Here is a 19,461-nt window from a genome sequence, read left to right on the forward strand (position 1 = left end):
GGGCGGGGGTGGGGGCACGCGGCGCATCCACGGGGCGCCGTGCCTGCCCCCATCCCGGCCTTCCCCCAGAGGGGGAAGGAGCGATGCAATGCAACGCAAACGCGCGTCTGCTACAGCACCTTCACCGCACGCCCGATGAACTGGATCGGCCCGGTCGGCCGGTCGATCGGCGAGCCGTTCTCGGGCTCCAGCGTCAGTTCGAACAGCTGGTTGGGTTCCAGCGGCGGCAGCTTGTCGATGGGAATGCGCAGCGACTGGCCCTGCTTGACCAGGCCCAGCGACACCGGGCCGCGCCACTGGTCGGCCTTGGTCCAGAACTGCAGCGTCTTCTGCGGCGGCACCTCGAAGGTGCCCAGCGGCACCAGGCTCAGCTGGCGCGACGCGCTGGTCTGTATCACCCAGCCAGGCGCCTTGTCCTGCGGCGCGACCAGCACCACCATGTACTGCGGCGTGGGCAGCGGCCGCGTGACCATCACCGCCACCATCAGCGCGGCGGCGGCGAAACCGCCGGCGGCCAGGCCGCGCCACAGGTTCAGGTTGTTCCACCAATTGGAGAACGCCGACGTGCCCGCAGGCCGCGTCCTGGCACCGAGCACCGGCCCCAGGCTTCGCTCGATGCGCGACCACAGCGCGGGCGACGGCTCGGCCGGCGGCGCGAGCGTGGTCAGCGGCAGCAGGCGCGCTTCCCAGGCCTGCACGGCGTCGCGCAGCGCGGGTTCGTCGCGCATGCGCGCGTCCACCGACGCACGGGCCGCGGCCGACAACGTGCCCAGCACGTACTCGCCCGCCAGCGCGTCGATGTCTTCGAAATTGTTGCTGTTGCCCGGGGTCGTGCTCATGCCATGCACTCCCTCAGCGCGCGCATGCCGCGCTGTATCCAGGACTTGACCGTGCCCAGCGGCGTCTGCAGCCGCTCGGCAATCTCGCCGTGCGAGCAGCCTTCCACGTACGCATACAGGATGCAGTCGCGCCGCGCCGGCTCCAGGCCGCCCAGGCAGCCTTCGAGCTTGCCCAGGTCGGCGCGCAGCTCGAACGGGTCGGCCGACGAGGCATAGGCCGCCATCGCGGCCTGGTCGTCGATGGCTTCCACCGCTTCTTCGCTCACATGCACCTGACGCGCGCCGCTGCGCACCATGTTCAGCGCGGCGTTGCGCACCACGCTGTAGATCCAGCCGCGGCCTTCGCCGCGCGCGGGGTTGAAGGTTTCCGCGCGCTGCCAGATGCTGATGAAGGCGTCGTGCAGCACGTCTTCAGCCTGCTGGCGCTGGCGCACGATGCGCAGGGCCACCCCCATCAGGTAGCGGCTCTCGCGCTGGTAGAGCTGCTGGAGGGCCTGGCGGTCGCCGCGGGCGCAGGCCATGAGTGCGGCGTCGTAGTCGAAGGGGTCTGCGGCGGGCAAGGTGGTGAGCGTCGGCGGGTTGCGGGGATCGGGCAAGGGCCCGATGGTAGTCGCAGCCCCCGCCCTCGCCCCGCATTCACCCCCCGATCAGGACGCCTTCCAGAAGATGTAGTCGGCCTGGTACTGCACCACTTGCTTCTGGCCCTTGGTGGCCGGCGTGCAGGGCATGGCCGCCGGTGCCACGCCGCCTTGCAGGGCCACGCGCTGGATGTAGGTCACGCCGGTCATCGCGCCCGAGCCGGTGGCGGGGTTGGCCTTGACGAGCTGGAACGGCAGGCTCGTGGGGCCCGACGGTGCGACGGCCAGTTGCGTGGCGGTCAGCTTGGAGCCGTCGTTCGATTCCCAGGTGGCCGGCGGGCCGTAGTACTTGCCGACCTGCTTGCCGCTGCGGTCCCACAGCTTGGCGTCGGGGCCGACGAACACCCACTCGGTCTGGCCGGGGGCGTTGGCCTTGTCGCGGCATTCGTAGGTGATGTCGCCCTTGCCCACGGTTTCCATGGCGACCTTGTTGCCGGCCGGCACCTGGATGGTCGGCGGCAGGCTCGACTGGTTGAACGCGGGTGCCATCGACATCGAGCCGCAGGCGGTGAGGAAGGCGGCGGCGGAAACGGCGCCGAGCACGGCGACGGAACGGGTGGTACGGGAGGTGTGCATGGAAGTTCTCCTGGGGTGGTAGAGGGTCAGCAGCTCCTCGCTGCTGTAGGGTCTACACGCCGGGGGGCGGGTTTGGATGCAGGCAGTTTTGAAAAATTTCTGCTGCTGGTGGTTGCGGGGCTTTTTCCAGGCGGCTGGTGTGCGGCTGATGCGTGGCACGGCCCCAGAATCCGGGCCTGCGCCGCAACAACACGCCCACGAAAGCCCCCCGCCCATGAAGCCACGATACGGCTCGATGCTCATCGCGCTCAGCACTCTCTTCCTTGCGACAGCGCCCGCCTGGGCCGATGGCACCGTCAGCTTCGAGTCGGACATTCGGCCGCTGCTCAAGGCCAGGCCGGCGTTCGAGAAGTTCGTGCTCGGCACGCTGAAGATCGACGACGCCGGCTCAGGCGTGCGCATCTCCGATGCGGCGATGCCGCACCTGGGCGGCGCGCGCATGGGGCCCTACGAGTTCCGGGCGGTGTGGCACGGCGACAGCGGCGATGTGCCGGTGACCCTCATCGTCGACACCGACACCAAGTTCCTCGACAAGGCCGGGCGGGAGATCACCACCGGCTCGCTGAAACAGGCGGTGAAGCTGACGGAGACGTTCAGCGCGATCGAGATTGCGCCGGCGCGTTGAACCGCGGCAATTACCCCTTCCCCCGAATCACCTGCGCCAACAACGTCAGCACCGCAAACCCCAGCATCACCCCCACGCCCGGATACAGCATCGCCAGCGCCGTGCCCGGCCCGATCGCCGCCGTCAGCACCGCCAGCCCGCAGGCGCCGCCCACCTGCAGCGAGCTGTTCAGCAGCCCGGCGGCCAGCCCTTGCTCTTCATCGGCGACGCCCGTGGTGCCGGCCACCATCAGCGCGGAGATGCTCAGCGCAAAGCCCGCGCCCCACAGCACCGAGGCCGGCAGCAGCACGCCCCACAAATCGGGCTCGGGGCCGATGCCGAACATCAGCAGGTAGCACGGCACGAAGGCCGACAGCCCCGCCAGCAGCACCAGCGCCATTTGCCACGGCGCCCAGCCCTGGATGTTCTGCAGGTACAGCGCCACCAGAAACTGGAAGGTTGCTGGAGTGCCCGATGAGGGCCAGCGGCTACGCAACCGCAACAAGTCCAAGGTGCGCGCGCAGGTCGAGCACGTGTTCGGTGTCGTCAAGAGACTGTGGGGCTTCAGCAAGGTCCGATACCGTGGACTTCACAAGAACGCGACCAGGGCATTCACGGCCCTTGCGCTGGCCAACATCTACAAGAGCCGAGGGCTGCTGTTGGTGCGAGTGCGCCCGTAAAACGCAGAAGGCCGCCGAAAGCAGCGCGCCGATGCACAGACACGGCAAAAACCGCCATCCCTGAGTGCCGATCAGCGCAATCCAAAGCGTGCAGCATGCTCGATGCAGAAAAAGGGGGGCTACTTCAGCGTAGCCCTAAAGCGCAGGCAAGCTGGCTAAAGCAGTTGTTATCGCAGAGCACTGGAAAAAAATTTGAGACACGCCCAGTCATCGTTTTTCCGGGTTGGTTTGTGGCTAACTCGGGCGGCTTTCGCGATCTATGGGTCTTAGAGCCCAAAGCCTTGCCGTCATTCCTTCAGAACGAGCCCGCCCGCCTCTCTGCCGAAGAGATCAATCTCGCGAGCTTTCATCTTTCCAGATTGATTCGAGCCACTGAACGAGAACGCAATCCAAGCTGATTGTTGATCTATCCGCAACTATCTTCTGCCCCATCCCCCCTTAATCCGCAAAGGTATCCGCAAGACACTCCTCCCATCCCAAGAAGGAGTGCCCCATGCCAATCGCCCTACTCGCGCTGACCCTCAGCGCCTTCGCCATCGGGACGACCGAGTTCGTCATCGTTGGCCTCATTCCCACCGTCGCTGCCGACCTCGGCATCGGCCTTCCCTCGGCCGGCCTGCTGGTCAGCCTCTACGCGCTGGGCGTCGCCATTGGCGCGCCGGTGCTCACCGCCCTCACGGGCAAGCTGCCGCGCAAGGCGCTGCTGCTCGGGCTCATGGCGCTGTTCACGGTCGGCAACCTGCTGGCGTGGAAGGCGCCCAGCTATGAATCGCTGATTGCCGCCCGCGTGCTCACGGGCCTGGCGCACGGCGTGTTCTTCTCCATCGGCTCCACCATCGCCACGGGCCTGGTGCCCAAGGAAAAGGCGGCGAGCGCCATCGCGGTGATGTTCACGGGCCTCACGGTCGCGCTGGTCACGGGCGTGCCGCTGGGCACGTTCATCGGGCAGCACTTCGGCTGGCGCGAAACCTTCCTGGCCGTGTCGGCGCTGGGTGTTGTCGCGTTCATCGGCAGCTGGATCTTCGTGCCCTCCAACATCCGCCACACGCCGCCCGCCTCGCTGGCGCAGCAAGCCAAGGTGCTGGCGGAGCCGCGCTTGCTGCTGGTGTATGCCAAGACGGCCATCGGCTACGGCGGCTCGTTCATTCCGTTCACGTTCCTGGCGCCCATCCTCACCGACGTGTCGGGCTTCAGCGCGGGCGCGGTGGGCTGGGTGATGCTGGTGTACGGCGTGTCGGTGGCGGTGGGCAACATCTGGGGCGGCAAGCTGGCCGACCGGCTGGGCCCCATTCCGGCGCTGAAGATCATCTTCGCGCTGCTGGCCGCGGTGCTTCTGGTCTTCAACTTCGCGGCGCCGCACAAGTGGCTGGCGCTGCTGGCGGTGATGATGTGGGGCGCGGTGGCCTTCGGCAACGTGCCGGGCCTGCAGGTGTACGTGGTGAAGCAGGCCGAGCGCTTCACGCCGCAGGCGGTGGACGTGGCCTCGGGCCTGAACATCGCGGCCTTCAACCTGGGCATTGCCGGCGCGGCCTGGGCCGGCGGCCTCATCGTGACGCACCTGGGCCTGATGCACACGCCCTGGATCGGCGCGCTGGTGGTGCTGGTGTCTCTGGCGCTCACGCAATGGAGCGGCTCGCTCGACCGCCGTGCCGGCATTCCGGTGCGGGCGGCGGGTGCGGTGCCGGTCGGGCACTGAGCCGCTTCGTTTCTCTCGACCTCATTCTTTTCTTTCAACGCACAAGGACAACACATGAACACGAACAACCCCATTCCCGCCTTCGGCCTCGGCACCTTCCGCCTGAAGGGCCAGGTGGTCATCGACTCGGTGAAGAACGGCCTCGACGTGGGCTACCGCGTGATCGACACGGCGCAGATCTACGGCAACGAAGCCGACGTGGGCCAGGCCATTGCCGAGAGCGGCGTGGCCCGCAAAGACCTGTTCATCACCACCAAGATCTGGACCGACAACTACGCCGCCGCCAAGCTGGTGCCCAGCCTGAAAGACAGCCTGGCCAAGCTGCGCACAACCCAAGTGGACCTGACGCTGATCCACTGGCCCTCGCCCGGCAACGCGGTGCCGGTGGCGGAGTTCATGGGCGCGCTGGCCGAGGCCAAGGCGCAGGGGCTCACGAAGCACATCGGCGTGTCCAACTTCAACATCGCGCTCATGAAGGAAGCCATCGCGGCAGTGGGCGCGCAGAACATCGCCACAAACCAGGTCGAGCTGCACCCCTACCTGCAGAACCGCAAGGTGGCGGAGTTCGCAAAGAGCCAGGGCATCCACATCACCTCGTATATGACGCTGGCCTACGGCAAGGTGCTGAACGACCCGGTGGTCGAGGCCATTGCCAAGGCGCACGGCGCCACGGCGGCGCAGGTGGTGCTGGCGTGGGCGATGCAACTGGGCTACGCGGTGATTCCGTCGTCCACGAAGCGCGCGAACCTCGAAGGCAACCTGAAGGCGCAGCAGCTGAAGCTGACCGACGCCGACATGGCGCAGATGGCCGCGCTGGACCGCAACGAGCGCCTGACCGACCCGGCCGGCCTGTCGCCGGCGTGGGACTGAGCGGCAACGCCATGAGCAACGACATGGGAACCGCTTTGCCCTCCCTGCCCACCTTGCCCACCTTGCCGTTCGCTGGTCGCACCTTCGAAGTGCGCTACGGCGACACGATGACGGCGCTGAACATCTACGCCGCCGACGGCCACACGATGCGCTACGAGGTCACGGCCGGCCCCTTCACCGGCGCGACCGCCGAGGTGCGGTACCAAAGCGAGCAGCTCGCGCCGGGGCTCTACGCGCTGTCGTGGCAAGAGGCCGACAAGGGCACGGTGGTGCACGTGGACGACTTCGAGGCCGGGCAATCGCGCTCGTACTACACCACGGCCGCGCATGAGTTCGTGCGCATGGCGGGCACGCTGCGCGAAGTGAAGGCAACGGCGTGATGAGCAGCCCGATGCATGGCGCGCTGCAATCGCTGGTGTCGTCGAACGGCGCGGGCCCGAGCATCGGGCTGGAGCTGCCGCTGGACAACGACTGGTCGCCCGCACGCGAAGCCGCTCGCCGCGCCGAGGGCGATGCGGGCAGGCCCTTCGGCGTGCCCGACCTCGCGCAGCACGCGCGGCTCGCGAAGCTGGCCGACCGGCTGGGCTTTCGTGCGCTGTGGGCGCGCGACGTGCCGCTGTACGACCCGTCGTTCGGCGACGCAGCGCAGGTGTTCGAGGTGTTCAGCTACCTGGGCTACCTGGCGGGCGTTACGCAGCGCATCTTGCTGGGCACCGCCGCGGTGGTGCTGCCGCTGCGCGAGCCGGTGCTCACGCTGAAGTCGGCCGCCACGGTCGACCAGCTGAGCAACGGTCGCCTGCTGCTGGGCGTGGCCAGCGGCGACCGGCCGGTGGAGTACCCGATTTTCGAGCGCGACTTTGCCTCGCGCGGCGAGCGCTTCAGGGAACAGGTGGCGATGGTGCGTAGCTGGGCTTCGGGTAGCCTGCCCGCAGGCATCGAGCTCCTGCCGCGCCCTGCGCAGCCGCTGCCTTTGCTGGTGGCGGGCCTCGCGCAGCAAACGCCCGAGTGGATCGGCGCGCACATGGACGGCTGCCTCGCCTACCCCGGCACGCCGGAAGACCACGCGCGGCGTTCGGCGCAGTGGCGCGCCGTGACAGCGCCCACGGGCGAAGGCACACCCAAGCTCAAGCCGTACATCAGCTTCATTCACCTCGACCTGGCCGACGACGCCAACGCGCCGCTGGAGCGCTACCGCTTCGGCGGGCGCATGGGCCGGCACGCGCTGGTGCACGAGCTGGCTGCGCTGCATGCGGCGGGCGTGCAGCACGTGGCGCTGCACATGCGGCGCAACCAGCGGCCGGTGGACGAGACGATGCAGGAAATCGGGGAGTTCGTGCTGCCGGTGTTCCACACGGCGCAGGCTGTGGCTGCCTGAGCGGCTGACTGCGGCTGAAGAACCAACGTCAGCAAGCCGATTCCGGCATCTCCACCCCCTGCACGACGAAGAAGCGCTGCATACCGTCCAGCGTGTCGAAGAAGCCCTTCTTCGACCTTCGCAACGGCGTGCCGTCGCTCAGCCTGTAGCTGATCGCGCCCCTCACGGCCGGGTAGCGCTTGGAAATGCTCACGCGGTACAGGCACTCCGTGTACTCGAGCACGGTGGCAGTCTTGTCGAGCGCATCGACGACCTCGAAGCGCCCGGTTTCCTGCAGCACGGATTCATAGGTGGACATGGGTGTTTTGTCGCTCCGTCGCAAAACACGTGAACCGCCGAAAGCGCCCTGCTGGAGTAGGACGGCGCCCCGCGCGCACTCGCAGCCAGCAGCGCGCCGCGCAGGGCTGACACGAGTGTTTCAGTTCAGAAACTCCCCAGTTATCACCGTTGTGAAACAGGTGCCGTGCCATCCTCGCGCCGAGTTGCATCGGGGGTCGCCATGCGCGCCATCTCGCGTCAGTTGCGCGTCGATTGCGCGTCATCAAGCGATGCCCTCACGGGTGTTCTTTCAGTCTTCTTCCGTCTTTCTTCCAACCATGACAGCCGAGGAGTTGCTATGCAGCTGGGACGAGTGATGCGCCGGATGGTGTCTGCCTTCGGGTGGGCGTTTGCGTTGGCCGTGGTCAGTTGCGGCGGCGGGGGCGGGGGTGGCGGCGGAGCCGCGTTGCCGGTGCTGCCTGTTGCGCCCGCCACCCCCGCGGCCCAGCCCGCGGCGCCACCGGCGGAGCCTGTCGCGGAGCCCGCGCAGCCTTCGACGGCCCCGGGGCGCGTGGTGTCCGACACCATCACCTCGGCCAAGACGGGGGCGACGTATCCGCTGCAGATCTACCTGCCGGCCTCCTACGACACCGGCAGCACCGCGTACCCGGTGATCTACGCGATGGACGGCGACGCCATCTTCAACCCGCCCGGCACGCGCTTCGACAACTTCAGGCAAACGCTGGACACGCGCCACACGCAGGCGGTAATGGTCGGCATCGGCGGCACCTCGCGCCGCGAGACGGACTACCTGCTGCCCGGCGCGCGGTCGTACCACGACTTTCTGACGCAGGAGCTGGTGCCCTTCATCGAGGCCAAATACCGCGCCGACACCAAGAAGCGCATGCTCACCGGCCTCTCGCTGAGCGGCAGCATGGCGGGCGTCGCGCTGCTGCTGGAGGGCGCGAGCGGCACGCTGACCTTCTCCTACTTTCTGTCGTTCGAAGGCTCCTTCGATTCGCAGACCGACCAGAACAACGACCTGGAGCAGAAGATGTTCGACGCGCTGGCCGGCAAGCCGCTGCCCGCCACGCTGATGCTCACGCGCTGCGACAACCCGCGCGAGTGCAACTTCGGCAACGTCGACGACATGTACAAGCGGCTGCTGGCGCGGGCGTACCCGCAGTTCGTGGTCACGGAAACGACGTACAGCACCATTCACGTGGCGACCGACATTCCCTCGTTCAACGACGCGGTCACCAAGCTGCTGCCGTAGCGCTTGGCCTACCCTGGCATGCATGGCGGTGTGCGAGCATCGCGCGCATGCACATGCAATTTCAAGGGAACACGTCGAACGCCAACCCCTCGCAGGGGCTGTGCGACGAATACCGGTTGAGCGACATCGCCAGCCTTGCGGAGCTGGCCGAGGCCCACCGGCAGATTGCCGCGGACCACCCGGGCTGCACGCCGCTGTTCTCGCTCGATGATTTCGGCCAGGCGCGCTACACCTCGGGGCACGCGCGCATGAACCTGGTACTGGACGACGCGAGCGGGCTCGACATCAGCGGCCTGCCCGCCGAATGCTTCGAAGACGGCAAGTACCTGGGCTACCTGAACACCAAGGCCGAGTTCGCCATTTGCCTGCACAACTTTCGCAAGCACACGGCGGCGGTGTCGTTCGAAGACGCGTGCGCGCACGGGCTCACGCTGGACGACGAGGCGCTGGAGGAATGGACGGGCTACCAGAACGACCCGCTGTCGCTGCTCGACCAGCCGGTGTCCGCGCTGGTGGTGCCGGTGCAGCCCGCGCATGAAGCGCTCGCGGCGTTTCCCAACGGCTACTTCACCTGCGACCTGGGGCCGTCGCTGAACTTCGCGGTGGCGCGCCACCTGCACGGTGCGCACGGCTATGCGCTGGTGGGCGTGGGAGCGTCTTACCTTGGTTACCTGCGTGCAACGCCGCCAGACGAGGCGCAGGCAAAGGCGATTGCGGCGGACCTTTGCGCGCTCTACAACGCGGGGGACGAAGACCGCGACGCGCTGGCCGAGACGTTTGCGCAGGGCATCGCGGGGCGCACGCACCTGTGGGTGCGCTATGTCGAGTAAGGCGGTGAGGCCGAAAGCCTGTAAAGCGCGTTGAAAGCTTCAGCTGACGGCCGTGGGGTCTTCGGCTTCCTGGGCAACGACAGCAGCAGCAACCGGAACCGCAACGACAGCAACGGCGGCCTCCACGGCGCGCGGCGCCGGCACATCGAACGCCGGGCATGCCCTGCGCAACGCGGCGGCCACCAGCTCGGGCGACTGGTGCAGCTCGGCGATGTCGCGCTCGCCCACGCAGTGGCCGTCGAGCCGAACGTAGATGCGCTTGAAGTCGCCGCCCAGGGCCTTGGCCACGTCGCTGAGGCACTCGGCCAGGCTGGCGAAGCCGCAGTCCTGGTAGGAGCTGGGCGGTATCACGCCCTTGGAGCGGGGGGCGCGCACGGAGTACGCAAAAGACGCCCCCTCTTCCCGGAGCTCCACGACGGGCTGCAGGCGGCGTTGAGCTTCCCCGGTGCTTTGCATGGCCGCAGTTTAAGTGCGGCGCGCCGAATCACTTCACGGTGTGCAGCCTGCCAGCAACAAGGTCTGTAAGCAGCGCCAGCACCACCGCGCCGCCGCCCAGCGAGAAGAGCAACGCATAGTTACCACCCGAGTGCCCGAGCAGCCACGACATGCCGTACGCCGCGCTGGCCTGCAGCACCGCGAAACCGGTGGTCGCCTGGCTCCATGCGGCCTTCTGCAGCGAGGGGTGGTGCGCCAGCAGCTCCTGCACCCGGCCCAGCACCAGCGGCACGATGCCCGGCGTGAACGCGCCGATGACCACGCTGGACACGATGAGCCCGCCATGCCCGATGACCCCGAAGGCCGGCAGCGCCAAGGCCAGCGCCTGCACAGCGAAGGCGATGCGCAGCGCGGCGCCGAAGCCCACGCGGTCGGCCAGGTAGCCGCTGAGCACCGGCCCCACGATGGCGCCCAGGCCGAACACCACCCAGTACTGCGCCCCCACCGCCAGCCCCTGTCCCAGCCCGCGCGCGACGAAGTCGACCAGAAAGATCATGTGCGGCACCAGGCACACGGCGTTCAGCGCGTAAGACAGGGTCAACGCGCGCAACCTGCCCGTGGCGATGGGCGGGCGCGCGCTGGCCGCATGCGCAGCGTGCGCGGCCTGCGAACCGGGGGCCACAGGCGCCGCGGCGGGCCAGCCGTGCCACGCGACGGCGGTGAGCACCAGCGCCAGCAGCGCCAGCCCGATCCACGTGGCCGCCAGCCCCTGGCGCAGCAGCAGCGGCACCAGCGTGCCCGAGGCCGCGATGCCCAGGCCGATGCCCGCGAACACCATGCCGCTGGCCAGCCCGCGTTGCTGCGGCGTGACGTGCGCGAGCACCGTGGGCGCAGCCAGCACCATCAGCGCGCCGCCGGCAATGCCCGAGACCACGCGCCAGCCGAAGAACCACGCGAAGTCGACAGGCCAGGCGCAGGCCAGCAGCGACGCGGCGGTCGCAAGCATCATGGCGCGCAGCACGCTGCGCACCGGCCAGCGCGCCGACATGGGCCCGCCCAGCAATGCGCCCAGCAGGTAGCCCACGAGGTTGGCCGCGCCCAGGTAGGTGGCGGCCGAGGCGCTGAACCAGTGCGCATCGATGATGGCCGGCAGCAAGGGCGTGTAGCCGAAGCGCGCCAGCCCCAGGCCGACCAGCGTGGCGCAGAAGCCCGCGAGGATGGCGCGCCACGGCGGCGCGGCGGGGTGCGCGCGACCTGTCGGGTTTGCGGGGATGTCGGTGATGGCGGGGTTCGCCTGGTTGGCGCGGTGGGCTGCGGCCATGGGAATTTCTCCTGCTGTTCGTCGGCCACACGTGTGTGCCGACCGACGCCTCGATGCTAGTAATTGCCGCCGCCCGAGTGAATCCCTATGCTTGGGCATTCAGTATTTCGCAGCAAGGAAGAATCGTGGACCGCATCGATGCCATGAAGGTGTTCGTCGCAGCGCTGGCCGAAGGCAGCCTGGCCGGCGCGGGGCGCAAGCTGGGCAAGTCGCCCGCCGCGGTGAGCCGCGCCATCGCCTTCCTGGAAACGCACGTGGGCGCCGAGCTGCTGCACCGAACCACGCGCTCCATTCGCCTGAGTGACGCGGGCGAGCGCTACGCGGTGGCGTGCCGCCGCATCCTCACCGACCTGGAAGAAGCCGACATCGCCGCCGCCGGCGAGCGCTCGGCCCCGCGCGGCCGGCTCACGGTGACGGCGGCGGTGGCCGTCGGCGAGGCGCTGCTGAGGCCCATCCTCGACGAGTTCATGAACGCGCACCCCACGGTGTCGGTACGGCTGCATCTGCTCGACCGGCCCGCCAACCTGATCGACGAGGGCATCGACGTGGCGCTGCGCATCGCGCACCTGGCCGATTCGACGCTGGTGGCGCTGCCCATTGGCGAGGTCAGGCGCGTGCTCACGGCGTCGCCGCGCTACCTGGCGCGGCACCCGCGCATTGCGCAGCTGTCGGACCTGGCGGAGCACCAGGTGGTGGCCATGACGCACTTCGGCATCGACTCGTGGAGCTTTCCGCCGCAGGCCGGCTCCACGATGCCGCGCACGGTGCAGTTCGCGCCGCGCTTCGTGGTCAACAGCCTGCGCGCGGCGGTGGCGTCGGCGGCGGAGGGGCGCGGCGTGCTGCGCTCGTTCTCGTACCACGTGGCGGACGAGGTGGCGCAGGGGCGGCTGCGCATCATCCTGCCCGACGACGAGGCGCCGCCGCTGCCGGCGCACCTGGTGTCGCCGCACGGGCGGCTGTCGGTGCCGAAGGTGCGGGCCTTTGTCGACTTCGCGTTGCCCCGGCTGCGTGCGGGGTTCGCGGCGTGGTCGGAGGCTTGCGCGCCGAAGGAGAAGGCTGCGGCCAGGCCAAGGGCCAAAGTCGCTCCGAAGCCGCGGAGCACCTGATTCGCTCGCATTGAGGAAGAGTGATTGCCGAACGCCGGCTATTCACTCTTATCCCGGTCGAATCCACACTTCCTTCCATGACGGCGCCGCATCTCGCGGCCCGCTGAAACCGGAAGGAAATCATCATGACCGTGCAGATCCCCCAAGGCGGCAAGACCGCCGTCGTCACCGGCGCCAGCAGCGGCATCGGCTTCGGCATTGCCCGCCGCCTGCTGGCCGAAGGCTGGAACGTCGTCGGCAATGCGCGCAGCGACGCGCGGCTGCAGGAGGCCGCGGGCCAGTTGAACGCGGGCGACCGCTTTGCCGGCGTGGCCGGCGACATTGCCGACCCGCGCGTGGCGCAGGCGATGGTCGGGCATGCGGTGTCGCGCTTCGGCGGCGTCGATGCGCTGGTGAACAACGCCGGCATCTTCCTGCCCAAGCCCTTCGTCGAGTTCACGCCCGAAGAAATCGAGCAGCAGATCGCCACCAACGTGAAGGGCACCATCTTCGCGTCACAGGCCGCGGCCAGGCACATGATCGGCCGCGGCGCGGGCGCCATCGTGAACATCACCGCATCGATCGCGCTGCAGCCGCGCAGCAATGTGCCGGCCTTCATGGCGGTGCTGCTCAAGGGCGGGCTCAACGCGGCCACGCGCGCGCTGGCGCTCGAACTGGCGCCGCATGGCGTGCGCGTGAACGCGGTGGCGCCCGGCATCATCGACAGCCCGATGCACCCGGCCGAGTCGCATGCCTTCCTGAAGACCCTGCAGCCGACCGGCCGCCTGGGCACGGTCGACGAAATTGCCGACGCCGTGCTCTACCTGGTGAACGCGGGCTTCACCAGCGGCGCCGTGCTGGCGGTGGACGGCGCCGCGGCGGCGGGCAACTTCTGAAAACGGGCGCGTAGCGCAAGGAGCACACCATGCCATTCGTCAACGTACGCATCACGCGCGACGGCGTCACGCGCGAACAGAAGGCCACCGTCATCGCGGAGATCACCGACACGCTGCAGCGCGTGCTGGGCAAGAAGCCCGAGCTGACGCACGTGGTGATCGACGAGATCGACACCGACAACTGGGGCTATGCGGGGGAAACGACGACGGTGGTTCGGGCGCGGGAGCGTGCGAACAGGAGTGCCGACTGAAGCGCTGATCGGCGCTCCGACAGCCAACGCCACGCCGCGCGCCCAAGGACGCGCCGGCGTGCGCTCTCAACGGCTGCCTGGCTTTTTTCCCGCGGCGCGGCGCGGCTTCGGCTTTTCGTCGCGGGTTTGCAGCAGCATGTCGTGGAACAGCCGCGCGGCCGGCATCAGCTCCCGGCCGCGCCGCCGTATCAGGCCGATCACGCGCGTGACCGCCGGGTCTTCGAGCGGAATGCTGACCAACCCCGAGTGCCCCTTCGGAGGCATCGCCAGGCGTGGCACCACGCCCAGGCCCAGCCCTGCCTCGACCAGGCTCACCAGCGCAGGCACGTGCCGCACTTCGCAGATCCACTGCGGCTTGTTCTCGACGTGGCTGAGCGCCTGGTCGATCAGGAAGCGGTTGCCGCTTCCCTGCGCGATGGTGACGTACTCGTGCTGCGACAGCTCGGCCCACGTCACGCGCTTGTGCCTTGCAAGCGGATGCCCCGCGGGGCAAGCCACCACGAACCGCTCTTCGAGCAGCGGCTCGAAGTCGATGTCGGCCTCCTGCGTGCCGATGTAGGTCAGGCCGAAATCGGCGTCCCCTCGTGCGACGGCCACGAGGATCTCCGCAGACGATTCGTCGATGAGGCGGATGCGCACCTTGGGATACGCGGTGTGGAACCGCTTGATGGCAACCGGCAGAAAGTAGCCCACGGCCGACGGCACGCAGGCGATGGTGACCTGGCCGGAAACGCGCTCGGTGGTGTCCTTGATGCCGACGAGCGCGTCCTCGAGTTCGCGCATGACGTTGCGTGCCTTGGGCACGAAAGCGCGGCCCACGGTCGTGAGCTCGACCTTGCGCGTGGTGCGGCTGAACAGCTTGACGCCCAGCGCTTCTTCCAGCTTGTCGATTCGCCGGGACAACGCCGATTGCGACAGGTGCAGGTTGTCCGATGCCACGCGAAAGCTGGCGAAGTCGGCAACCGCCAGAAAGGCGCGCAGGTCCGCAAGATCGAAATTCATGCGTTTGGTGCAAGAGTAGAGCGAATATTTGCAATTTACACCGGGTTCGCTCCTGCCGATCATTCAGCCTTGATTCGCGACCACCCACACGGTCGCAAGAACAAGGAGACATCGAATGACACTTTCACCCCGCGCGGGCCGTTGGCAACAACGCCCGTTTTTTGCGACCCTGCGTCGCGCCTTGGGCCTCGCGTCGGTTGCGGTGATGGCCGCGAGCCTGCCGCTGGCACACGCCGCCTGGCCGGAGAAGCCGGTGCGCCTGGTGGTGCCGTATGGCCCGGGCGGCAGCTCCGACGTCATCGCCCGCCTGCTTGCCAGCGAAATGGGCAAGATTCTTGGACAGGCCGTGGTGGTGGACAACAAGGCGGGAGCGTCCGGAATCATCGCCATGCAGGAGGTGGCCCGCGCGGCGCCCGACGGTTACAACGTGGTGCTCGGGCATGTCGGCACGCTGGCCGTCAACCCCGCCATGTTCGCGAAGCTCCCCTACCGCGAGGAAGACTTTGCGCCTGTCGCCTTGCTGGCGAAAGTGCCCATGGTCTTCGCGGTCGGCGCCAAGGTGCCGGCGCAGAACCTGGCGGAGTTCGTGGCGCTGGCCAAGGCCCGGCCCGGCAAGCTGAACTACGGCTCCGCAGGCAACGGCAGCGCTGGACACCTCGCGTTCGAGATGCTGAAGGTCACCGCCGGCATCGACGTCACGCACGTTCCCTACAAGGGAACCGGCGCGCAGCTCAACGACCTGCTGGCCGGCAACACCGACGCGGCCGCCGCGGGCCCGCCGGGCTTCGTCGCCCAGGCAAAGGCCGGAAAGATCCGGATCATCGCGAGCGGCTCGCCACAGCGGCTGGCCGCGCTGCCGAACACGCCCACGGTGGCCGAACTCGGCTATCCGGGGTTCGACAGTTCGCAGTGGTTCGGAATCCTCGCTCCCGCCAGGACACCGCCCGACGTTGTCGCGCGCCTGCACGACGCCGCGGTCAAGGCGCTGAACGTGCCCGCCGTTCGCGCGCGGCTCGAAGACGAAGGCAGCACCGCGTCGCCCATGGGCCCCACGGAGTTCGCCGGCTTCATCAAGGCCGAACGCGAGCGATGGGGAACGGTGGTTCGCAAGGCGGGCCTGCGGGCCGAGTGAGCGTCAAGGCAAGGCACCACGGCAAGGCGTCAAGGCAAATCGCCCAGATCATTTTTTTCAACGCAACGACACCATGAACACCACCATTGCAGAACAGCGGGCGCTCAGCGAATCCGAACTGATGACGCTCGGCACCCGAGCCTTCACCGGCCTGGGCCTTGAACCCAAGGACGCGCACGACGTGGCGCGTGTGCTCGTCATGGCGGACCTCTTCGGCCTGTCCACGCACGGGCTCAGCCGCATCGAGTCGTACGGCGACCGGCTGCGCGTGAACGGCATCAAGGCGCGGCCGAGCATCCAGGTCGAACAGGTCGCGCCTGCCATCGTGCGGGTCGACGGTGACAACGGCGTGGGGCCGCTGGTGGGCATGCGCGCCCTCGAAGCGGCGATGGCCACGGCGAAGCAGGCGGGCGTGGGCATTGCCTTTGCGCGCGGCAGCAACCACTTCGGTCCCGTCTCGCCGTATTCGCTGATAGCCGCGGAGGCCGGCTTTGCCAGCATCATCGGCAGCAACGCCACCACGACCATCGCGCCATGGGGCGGCAGCGACGCGCGGCTTGGAAACAGCCCGGTCGGCTTCGGCGTGCCGAACCCGCAGGGCAGGCCCTTTCTGCTGGACATGGCCATCAGCGTGGCGGCCCGCGCCAAGATTCGCAACGCACTCAAGCGCGGCGAATCGATTCCGCAGACTTGGGCCACCGACAAGGCCGGCCGCGCCACCACCGACCCGGCCGCGGCGCTGGACGGGTTCCTGCTTCCTATCGGCGGCCACAAGGGATACGGCCTGGCGCTGCTCGTCGACCTGTTCGCTGGCCTGCTCTCTGGCGCGGCCTACCTCACGCACGTGAAGTCGTGGGTCGACGCGCCCGACGAGCCGCAGAACCTCGGGCATTTCTTCATCCTCATCGACGCATCGCGGCTGGGTTCCGGCGAATGGCTGGCGCATCGCATGAACGACTTCGCGGCGATCCTTCACGGCAGCCCACCGGCCGAGACGGACCGCCCGGTGCTGGTGCCCGGCGAGATCGAGCTGAACAACCTCGAGCGCCACCGCCGGGACGGGCTGGCACTGGACCCGGCCGTGCGCGAGTTGCTCGAGCAACACGCGGCGAACGCATGACCCGAACGATGACCACAACCACGACCACGAAGATGAACACGGCCATCGACGACCCGATCCGCCGTGCGCTCGCCCCCACCGGCGTGCTGCGCGCATCCATCAACCTCGGCAACCCCATACTGGCCCACTGGAACGCCGCCACCGCCCAGGCCGCGGGCGTGTCGGTCGACCTGGCGAACGCGCTTGCAAGACGCCTGGGCGTCGCGCTGCAGCCGGTGGTGTTCGACGCGGCAGGCAAGTCGGTCGCGGCCGTCACCGGCGAGCAGGCGGACGTCGGCTTCTTCGCGATCGACCCGCTGCGCGGCGAAGGCCTGCTGTTCACGGCCCCGTACATCCTGATCGAGGGGAGCTACCTCGTCCGGGAAGGCTCCGCCATCCAGGCCAACGAACAGGTCGATGCCGAGGGCGTGAAGGTCATGGTGGGCAAGGGCAGCGCCTACGACCTGTTCCTGAGCCGCGAACTCGCCCATGCCGGCATCGTGCGGGCGAACACGTCGCCGGCAGTGGTCGACGAGTTCATCGCGCAGGAGGCCGACGTGGCCGCGGGCGTTCGCCAGCAACTGGCTGCGGACGCAGCGCGGCTGCCGGGGCTGCGGCTGCTGCCGGGGCGGTTCATGGTGATCCAGCAGGCGATGGGGGTTCCGCGCAGCCGGGGCCTGGAGGCCGCGAACTGCGTGCGTGCCTTTGTCGAGGAGATGAAGTCGACCGGCTTCGTCGCGGCGTCGATGTCCAGCCACCGCATCGAGGGCGCACAGGTGGCGCCTGCGCAGGAAGCCGAGGCGGGCTGAGCCGAAGTTCTACCGCAGGTCGAACAACGCAGCCGCATTGCCCCACGCAATGCGCTGCGCCACATCGGGCGGCAGGTCGCCCAGCCACACGCGGTAGCCGCGCATGATGTCGTCGTAGGCGCTCCAGCGCTGGTTGACCCAGGTGTCGGAGCCGACCAGGAAGCGCTCGGGGTACTTGAGGATGAGCGCGCGCCACTCGGGGCACAGCGTGCCGCCCTCGCAGGTGAGCCCGGGCCGGTAAGACAGCTCGCCCATCAGCAGCGGGTAGCGCTCCAGCAGCGCGTGCACGCGCGCGATGGGCGTGCCGCCGATGCCGGTGTGCGCCCAGATGAGGCGCAGGTCCCGCCCCTTCGACGGGGCATTGGCCATCAGCAGGTCGATGGCCTCGTCGTCCACGTGCGCGAGCACCGCGAGCTTCTGGCGCTCGGCCAGGGCAATGAGCTTCTTGGCCACGGGGCCGTTGGCATTGGCGCTGTCAAACAGGTGGAACTCGCCCAGGCCGCGGTAGGGGCCGCTGGGCGTGCCGCGTGCGAGTTCGGCCTGCACCATGTCGTGGATGGTGTCGTCGCGGAACCAGTTGCCGTAGTCGTCGCGGTTGCGGTACAGGCGCACGAAAGGCACCACGCGCACGCCGGCCTCGCGCGTTTCCTTTGCCGCGGCCAGCGTCTGCGTGCCGGCGTTGGGGCGCGAGTTGGCGACGATGGCCTTCACGTTGTTGCGCTGCATGCGCGCCAGCGCTTCGGCGGGCGGGTACGGGCCGGTGTTGCCGTCCCATGCTTCCTGGTTGTAGTGCAGGTGGGTGTCGAACAGCGGGCCGTCGTACGGCGCCTTTGCGGGAGCCTGTGTAGGCGCCTGTGTTGCGGCCTGCGCGAAGGCTTGCGACACCAGGATCGAAGAGGCGGCCAGCAGCAGGCTGGCGAGGGTCGCGGGAGCGCGCATGGGGTCCTCTCGGGGTCGCGGATGGTAGAACCTGAATTATTCGAGACTCCGCACGCACCCATGAGCAATACCCCGACAACCCAGACGCGCATTGCCGACAGCTTCGGCTCGCAAGGCCTCATGAAGACGCTGGGCGCCAGCCTCGTTTTCGTGGGCGAAGGCGAGGTCCACATCGCCATGCCGTTCTCGCTGGCGCTCTCGCAGCAGCAGGGCTTCGTGCACGCGGGCGCGGTCACCAGCATCGTCGACAGCGCGTGCGGCTATGCCGCGTTGACGACGGCACCGGCGGAGTTCGACGTGGTGACGGCCGAGTTCAAGATCAACTTCATGCGCCCCGCGCTGGGCACGCGCTTCGTGGCCGTGGGCAAGGTGCAGAGCGCGGGCAAGCTGCTGTCGGTGTGCACGGGCGAAGTGCGTGCGTTCACCGACGGCGCCACCGCGTACAAGGTGGTCGCGATGATGCAGGCGACGGTGGTCAACGTTCGCCGCGCAGGCTGAACGACGCCTCACCCATCATCACGCGTCGCTCATGAACGACGAAGGGCACGCCGCGCAAGGCGGCATGCCCTTCATCGGCGAAGCGTGGATCAGCCCGCGTTCTTCAGCGACTGCTTGGCCTTGTTGGCCGACGCCTTCGAGCGGTTCTTGTGATAACCCGACTTGACGTTGTTCACGGCCTTGCCCACGGGGCCGCTCTTCTTGGCCTTGCTGTCGGCCTGCTTCTCGTCGATCTTGTGCTGCGCGGCGTCGGTCGCCTCGGAGGCGGCCTTGCCGATCTGCGCGCTGGCGGTGCCGGCGGCGAGCAGGGTGAGCGACGTGGCGATGGCGATCAGGGCTTTGTTCATTGAGC

At 68.4% G+C, this 19,461-nt stretch carries 25 protein-coding genes and 1 pseudogene; 16 read left to right on the forward strand and 10 right to left on the reverse strand.

What is annotated here, in order from left to right; all coding sequences use genetic code 11:
* Positions 1–110: 110 nt before the first annotated feature.
* From QTI51_RS35830 to QTI51_RS35840, 3 genes are all read right to left on the reverse strand, one after another.
* A complete protein-coding gene (locus QTI51_RS35830; protein WP_286517950.1) occupies positions 111–839 on the reverse strand; it encodes an anti-sigma factor in 729 nt (242 codons plus the stop codon).
* Complete coding sequence (locus tag QTI51_RS35835; protein ID WP_207786733.1) at positions 836–1,360, reverse strand: sigma-70 family RNA polymerase sigma factor; 525 nt, start codon at positions 1,358–1,360, stop codon at positions 836–838. The genes QTI51_RS35830 and QTI51_RS35835 overlap by 4 nt, the downstream gene beginning before the upstream one ends.
* A gap of 126 nt (positions 1,361–1,486) precedes the next feature.
* Positions 1,487–2,053 carry a DUF3455 domain-containing protein gene (locus QTI51_RS35840; protein WP_286517948.1) on the reverse strand — a complete coding sequence of 189 codons (567 nt, stop codon included), beginning with the start codon at positions 2,051–2,053 and terminating at the stop codon, positions 1,487–1,489.
* A 214-nt stretch (positions 2,054–2,267) separates the two neighbouring features.
* Between QTI51_RS35840 and QTI51_RS35845 the strand changes: the two genes are divergently transcribed.
* On the forward strand, positions 2,268–2,678 hold the full coding sequence (locus QTI51_RS35845; protein WP_132748855.1) for a hypothetical protein: 411 nt from the start codon (positions 2,268–2,270) through the stop codon (positions 2,676–2,678).
* 10 nt (positions 2,679–2,688) lie between these two features.
* Here QTI51_RS35845 and QTI51_RS35850 read toward each other — a convergent pair whose 3' ends face one another.
* Entirely contained in the window at positions 2,689–3,168 is a 480-nt protein-coding gene (locus tag QTI51_RS35850) for an MFS transporter (protein WP_286547700.1), read from the reverse strand.
* Here QTI51_RS35850 and QTI51_RS35855 point away from each other — a divergent pair.
* The 6 genes and pseudogenes from QTI51_RS35855 to QTI51_RS35880 form a co-directional block, all read left to right on the forward strand.
* A pseudogene (locus QTI51_RS35855) lies at positions 3,119–3,337 on the forward strand (transposase); the annotation flags it as partial. The gene QTI51_RS35850 and the pseudogene QTI51_RS35855 sit on opposite strands and share 50 nt — an antisense overlap.
* 95 nt (positions 3,338–3,432) lie before the next feature.
* Complete coding sequence (locus QTI51_RS35860; protein WP_286517944.1) at positions 3,433–3,735, forward strand: hypothetical protein; 303 nt, start codon at positions 3,433–3,435, stop codon at positions 3,733–3,735.
* A 95-nt stretch (positions 3,736–3,830) separates the two neighbouring features.
* Complete coding sequence (locus QTI51_RS35865) at positions 3,831–5,033, forward strand: MFS transporter (protein ID WP_116910589.1); 1,203 nt, start codon at positions 3,831–3,833, stop codon at positions 5,031–5,033.
* 54 nt (positions 5,034–5,087) lie between these two features.
* The gene (gene dkgB, locus QTI51_RS35870) at positions 5,088–5,903 is read left to right on the forward strand and encodes a 2,5-didehydrogluconate reductase DkgB (RefSeq protein ID WP_286517942.1); all 816 of its coding nucleotides are present in this window, start codon (positions 5,088–5,090) and stop codon (positions 5,901–5,903) included.
* A gap of 23 nt (positions 5,904–5,926) precedes the next feature.
* Positions 5,927–6,283 carry a MoaF-related domain-containing protein gene (locus tag QTI51_RS35875; RefSeq protein WP_286517939.1) on the forward strand — a complete coding sequence of 119 codons (357 nt, stop codon included), beginning with the start codon at positions 5,927–5,929 and terminating at the stop codon, positions 6,281–6,283.
* Complete coding sequence (locus QTI51_RS35880) at positions 6,283–7,278, forward strand: TIGR03571 family LLM class oxidoreductase (RefSeq protein ID WP_286517938.1); 996 nt, start codon at positions 6,283–6,285, stop codon at positions 7,276–7,278. The genes QTI51_RS35875 and QTI51_RS35880 overlap by 1 nt, the downstream gene beginning before the upstream one ends.
* A gap of 28 nt (positions 7,279–7,306) precedes the next feature.
* Here QTI51_RS35880 and QTI51_RS35885 read toward each other — a convergent pair whose 3' ends face one another.
* Entirely contained in the window at positions 7,307–7,576 is a 270-nt protein-coding gene (locus QTI51_RS35885; RefSeq protein WP_116910591.1) for a hypothetical protein, read from the reverse strand.
* A gap of 318 nt (positions 7,577–7,894) precedes the next feature.
* Between QTI51_RS35885 and QTI51_RS35890 the strand changes: the two genes are divergently transcribed.
* Positions 7,895–8,812 (forward strand): alpha/beta hydrolase, encoded by a 918-nt coding sequence (locus tag QTI51_RS35890; protein WP_286517936.1) that lies wholly within the window; start codon positions 7,895–7,897, stop codon positions 8,810–8,812.
* A gap of 53 nt (positions 8,813–8,865) precedes the next feature.
* Positions 8,866–9,642 carry a hypothetical protein gene (locus QTI51_RS35895; protein ID WP_286517935.1) on the forward strand — a complete coding sequence of 259 codons (777 nt, stop codon included), beginning with the start codon at positions 8,866–8,868 and terminating at the stop codon, positions 9,640–9,642.
* 39 nt (positions 9,643–9,681) lie between these two features.
* On the opposite strand, the gene QTI51_RS35900 is transcribed toward QTI51_RS35895, so the two are convergent.
* Together QTI51_RS35900 and QTI51_RS35905 are read right to left on the reverse strand one after the other, a co-directional pair.
* Positions 9,682–10,098, reverse strand: coding sequence for a hypothetical protein (locus QTI51_RS35900; protein WP_286517934.1), 417 nt, complete (start codon positions 10,096–10,098; stop codon positions 9,682–9,684).
* 28 nt (positions 10,099–10,126) lie between these two features.
* The gene (locus tag QTI51_RS35905; RefSeq protein ID WP_286517933.1) at positions 10,127–11,398 is read right to left on the reverse strand and encodes a YbfB/YjiJ family MFS transporter; all 1,272 of its coding nucleotides are present in this window, start codon (positions 11,396–11,398) and stop codon (positions 10,127–10,129) included.
* Positions 11,399–11,523: 125 nt separating this feature from the next.
* Between QTI51_RS35905 and QTI51_RS35910 the strand changes: the two genes are divergently transcribed.
* From QTI51_RS35910 to QTI51_RS35920, 3 genes are all read left to right on the forward strand, one after another.
* Positions 11,524–12,504 (forward strand): LysR family transcriptional regulator, encoded by a 981-nt coding sequence (locus QTI51_RS35910; protein ID WP_286517932.1) that lies wholly within the window; start codon positions 11,524–11,526, stop codon positions 12,502–12,504.
* A 125-nt stretch (positions 12,505–12,629) separates the two neighbouring features.
* Positions 12,630–13,379: an SDR family NAD(P)-dependent oxidoreductase gene (locus QTI51_RS35915; RefSeq protein ID WP_286517930.1), complete on the forward strand. Its 750-nt coding sequence runs from the start codon at positions 12,630–12,632 to the stop codon at positions 13,377–13,379.
* A 29-nt stretch (positions 13,380–13,408) separates the two neighbouring features.
* Entirely contained in the window at positions 13,409–13,630 is a 222-nt protein-coding gene (locus QTI51_RS35920; protein WP_286517929.1) for a tautomerase family protein, read from the forward strand.
* A gap of 66 nt (positions 13,631–13,696) precedes the next feature.
* On the opposite strand, the gene QTI51_RS35925 is transcribed toward QTI51_RS35920, so the two are convergent.
* Entirely contained in the window at positions 13,697–14,632 is a 936-nt protein-coding gene (locus QTI51_RS35925) for a LysR family transcriptional regulator (protein WP_286517928.1), read from the reverse strand.
* A 115-nt stretch (positions 14,633–14,747) separates the two neighbouring features.
* Between QTI51_RS35925 and QTI51_RS35930 the strand changes: the two genes are divergently transcribed.
* The 3 genes from QTI51_RS35930 (at position 14,748) to QTI51_RS35940 (ending at position 17,672) form a co-directional block, all read left to right on the forward strand.
* Entirely contained in the window at positions 14,748–15,764 is a 1,017-nt protein-coding gene (locus QTI51_RS35930) for a Bug family tripartite tricarboxylate transporter substrate binding protein (RefSeq protein WP_503011576.1), read from the forward strand.
* A 73-nt stretch (positions 15,765–15,837) separates the two neighbouring features.
* Positions 15,838–16,884 (forward strand): Ldh family oxidoreductase, encoded by a 1,047-nt coding sequence (locus QTI51_RS35935; RefSeq protein WP_286517926.1) that lies wholly within the window; start codon positions 15,838–15,840, stop codon positions 16,882–16,884.
* Positions 16,885–16,892: 8 nt separating this feature from the next.
* A complete protein-coding gene (locus tag QTI51_RS35940; protein ID WP_286517924.1) occupies positions 16,893–17,672 on the forward strand; it encodes an ABC transporter substrate-binding protein in 780 nt (259 codons plus the stop codon).
* A 9-nt stretch (positions 17,673–17,681) separates the two neighbouring features.
* Here QTI51_RS35940 and QTI51_RS35945 read toward each other — a convergent pair whose 3' ends face one another.
* Positions 17,682–18,611: an amidohydrolase family protein gene (locus QTI51_RS35945; RefSeq protein WP_286517922.1), complete on the reverse strand. Its 930-nt coding sequence runs from the start codon at positions 18,609–18,611 to the stop codon at positions 17,682–17,684.
* A 60-nt stretch (positions 18,612–18,671) separates the two neighbouring features.
* On the opposite strand from QTI51_RS35945, the gene QTI51_RS35950 reads away from it, so the two are divergent.
* Positions 18,672–19,109, forward strand: coding sequence for a PaaI family thioesterase (locus tag QTI51_RS35950; RefSeq protein WP_286517920.1), 438 nt, complete (start codon positions 18,672–18,674; stop codon positions 19,107–19,109).
* Positions 19,110–19,198: 89 nt separating this feature from the next.
* Here the strand turns inward: QTI51_RS35950 and QTI51_RS35955 are convergent, their stop codons facing one another.
* Positions 19,199–19,456 carry a hypothetical protein gene (locus tag QTI51_RS35955; RefSeq protein WP_286517918.1) on the reverse strand — a complete coding sequence of 86 codons (258 nt, stop codon included), beginning with the start codon at positions 19,454–19,456 and terminating at the stop codon, positions 19,199–19,201.
* Between the last annotated feature and the right edge of the window lie 5 nt (positions 19,457–19,461).

It is taken from the genome of Variovorax sp. J22G73, assembly GCF_030317035.1.
Taxonomy (GTDB): Bacteria; Pseudomonadota; Gammaproteobacteria; order Burkholderiales; family Burkholderiaceae_C; genus Variovorax.

Coding starts and splice junctions, on each gene's coding strand:
- QTI51_RS35830 (WP_286517950.1), bottom strand. CDS start 839: ATGAGCACGACCCCGGGCAACAGCAACAATTTCGAAGACATCGACGCG.
- QTI51_RS35835 (WP_207786733.1), bottom strand. CDS start 1,360: ATGGCCTGCGCCCGCGGCGACCGCCAGGCCCTCCAGCAGCTCTACCAG.
- QTI51_RS35840 (WP_286517948.1), bottom strand. CDS start 2,053: ATGCACACCTCCCGTACCACCCGTTCCGTCGCCGTGCTCGGCGCCGTT.
- QTI51_RS35845 (WP_132748855.1), top strand. CDS start 2,268: ATGAAGCCACGATACGGCTCGATGCTCATCGCGCTCAGCACTCTCTTC.
- QTI51_RS35860 (WP_286517944.1), top strand. CDS start 3,433: ATGCTCGATGCAGAAAAAGGGGGGCTACTTCAGCGTAGCCCTAAAGCG.
- QTI51_RS35865 (WP_116910589.1), top strand. CDS start 3,831: ATGCCAATCGCCCTACTCGCGCTGACCCTCAGCGCCTTCGCCATCGGG.
- dkgB (WP_286517942.1), top strand. CDS start 5,088: ATGAACACGAACAACCCCATTCCCGCCTTCGGCCTCGGCACCTTCCGC.
- QTI51_RS35875 (WP_286517939.1), top strand. CDS start 5,927: ATGGGAACCGCTTTGCCCTCCCTGCCCACCTTGCCCACCTTGCCGTTC.
- QTI51_RS35880 (WP_286517938.1), top strand. CDS start 6,283: ATGAGCAGCCCGATGCATGGCGCGCTGCAATCGCTGGTGTCGTCGAAC.
- QTI51_RS35885 (WP_116910591.1), bottom strand. CDS start 7,576: ATGTCCACCTATGAATCCGTGCTGCAGGAAACCGGGCGCTTCGAGGTC.
- QTI51_RS35890 (WP_286517936.1), top strand. CDS start 7,895: ATGCAGCTGGGACGAGTGATGCGCCGGATGGTGTCTGCCTTCGGGTGG.
- QTI51_RS35895 (WP_286517935.1), top strand. CDS start 8,866: ATGCAATTTCAAGGGAACACGTCGAACGCCAACCCCTCGCAGGGGCTG.
- QTI51_RS35900 (WP_286517934.1), bottom strand. CDS start 10,098: ATGCAAAGCACCGGGGAAGCTCAACGCCGCCTGCAGCCCGTCGTGGAG.
- QTI51_RS35905 (WP_286517933.1), bottom strand. CDS start 11,398: ATGGCCGCAGCCCACCGCGCCAACCAGGCGAACCCCGCCATCACCGAC.
- QTI51_RS35915 (WP_286517930.1), top strand. CDS start 12,630: ATGACCGTGCAGATCCCCCAAGGCGGCAAGACCGCCGTCGTCACCGGC.
- QTI51_RS35920 (WP_286517929.1), top strand. CDS start 13,409: ATGCCATTCGTCAACGTACGCATCACGCGCGACGGCGTCACGCGCGAA.
- QTI51_RS35925 (WP_286517928.1), bottom strand. CDS start 14,632: ATGAATTTCGATCTTGCGGACCTGCGCGCCTTTCTGGCGGTTGCCGAC.
- QTI51_RS35930 (WP_503011576.1), top strand. CDS start 14,748: ATGACACTTTCACCCCGCGCGGGCCGTTGGCAACAACGCCCGTTTTTT.
- QTI51_RS35935 (WP_286517926.1), top strand. CDS start 15,838: ATGAACACCACCATTGCAGAACAGCGGGCGCTCAGCGAATCCGAACTG.
- QTI51_RS35940 (WP_286517924.1), top strand. CDS start 16,893: ATGACCACAACCACGACCACGAAGATGAACACGGCCATCGACGACCCG.
- QTI51_RS35945 (WP_286517922.1), bottom strand. CDS start 18,611: ATGCGCGCTCCCGCGACCCTCGCCAGCCTGCTGCTGGCCGCCTCTTCG.
- QTI51_RS35950 (WP_286517920.1), top strand. CDS start 18,672: ATGAGCAATACCCCGACAACCCAGACGCGCATTGCCGACAGCTTCGGC.
- QTI51_RS35955 (WP_286517918.1), bottom strand. CDS start 19,456: ATGAACAAAGCCCTGATCGCCATCGCCACGTCGCTCACCCTGCTCGCC.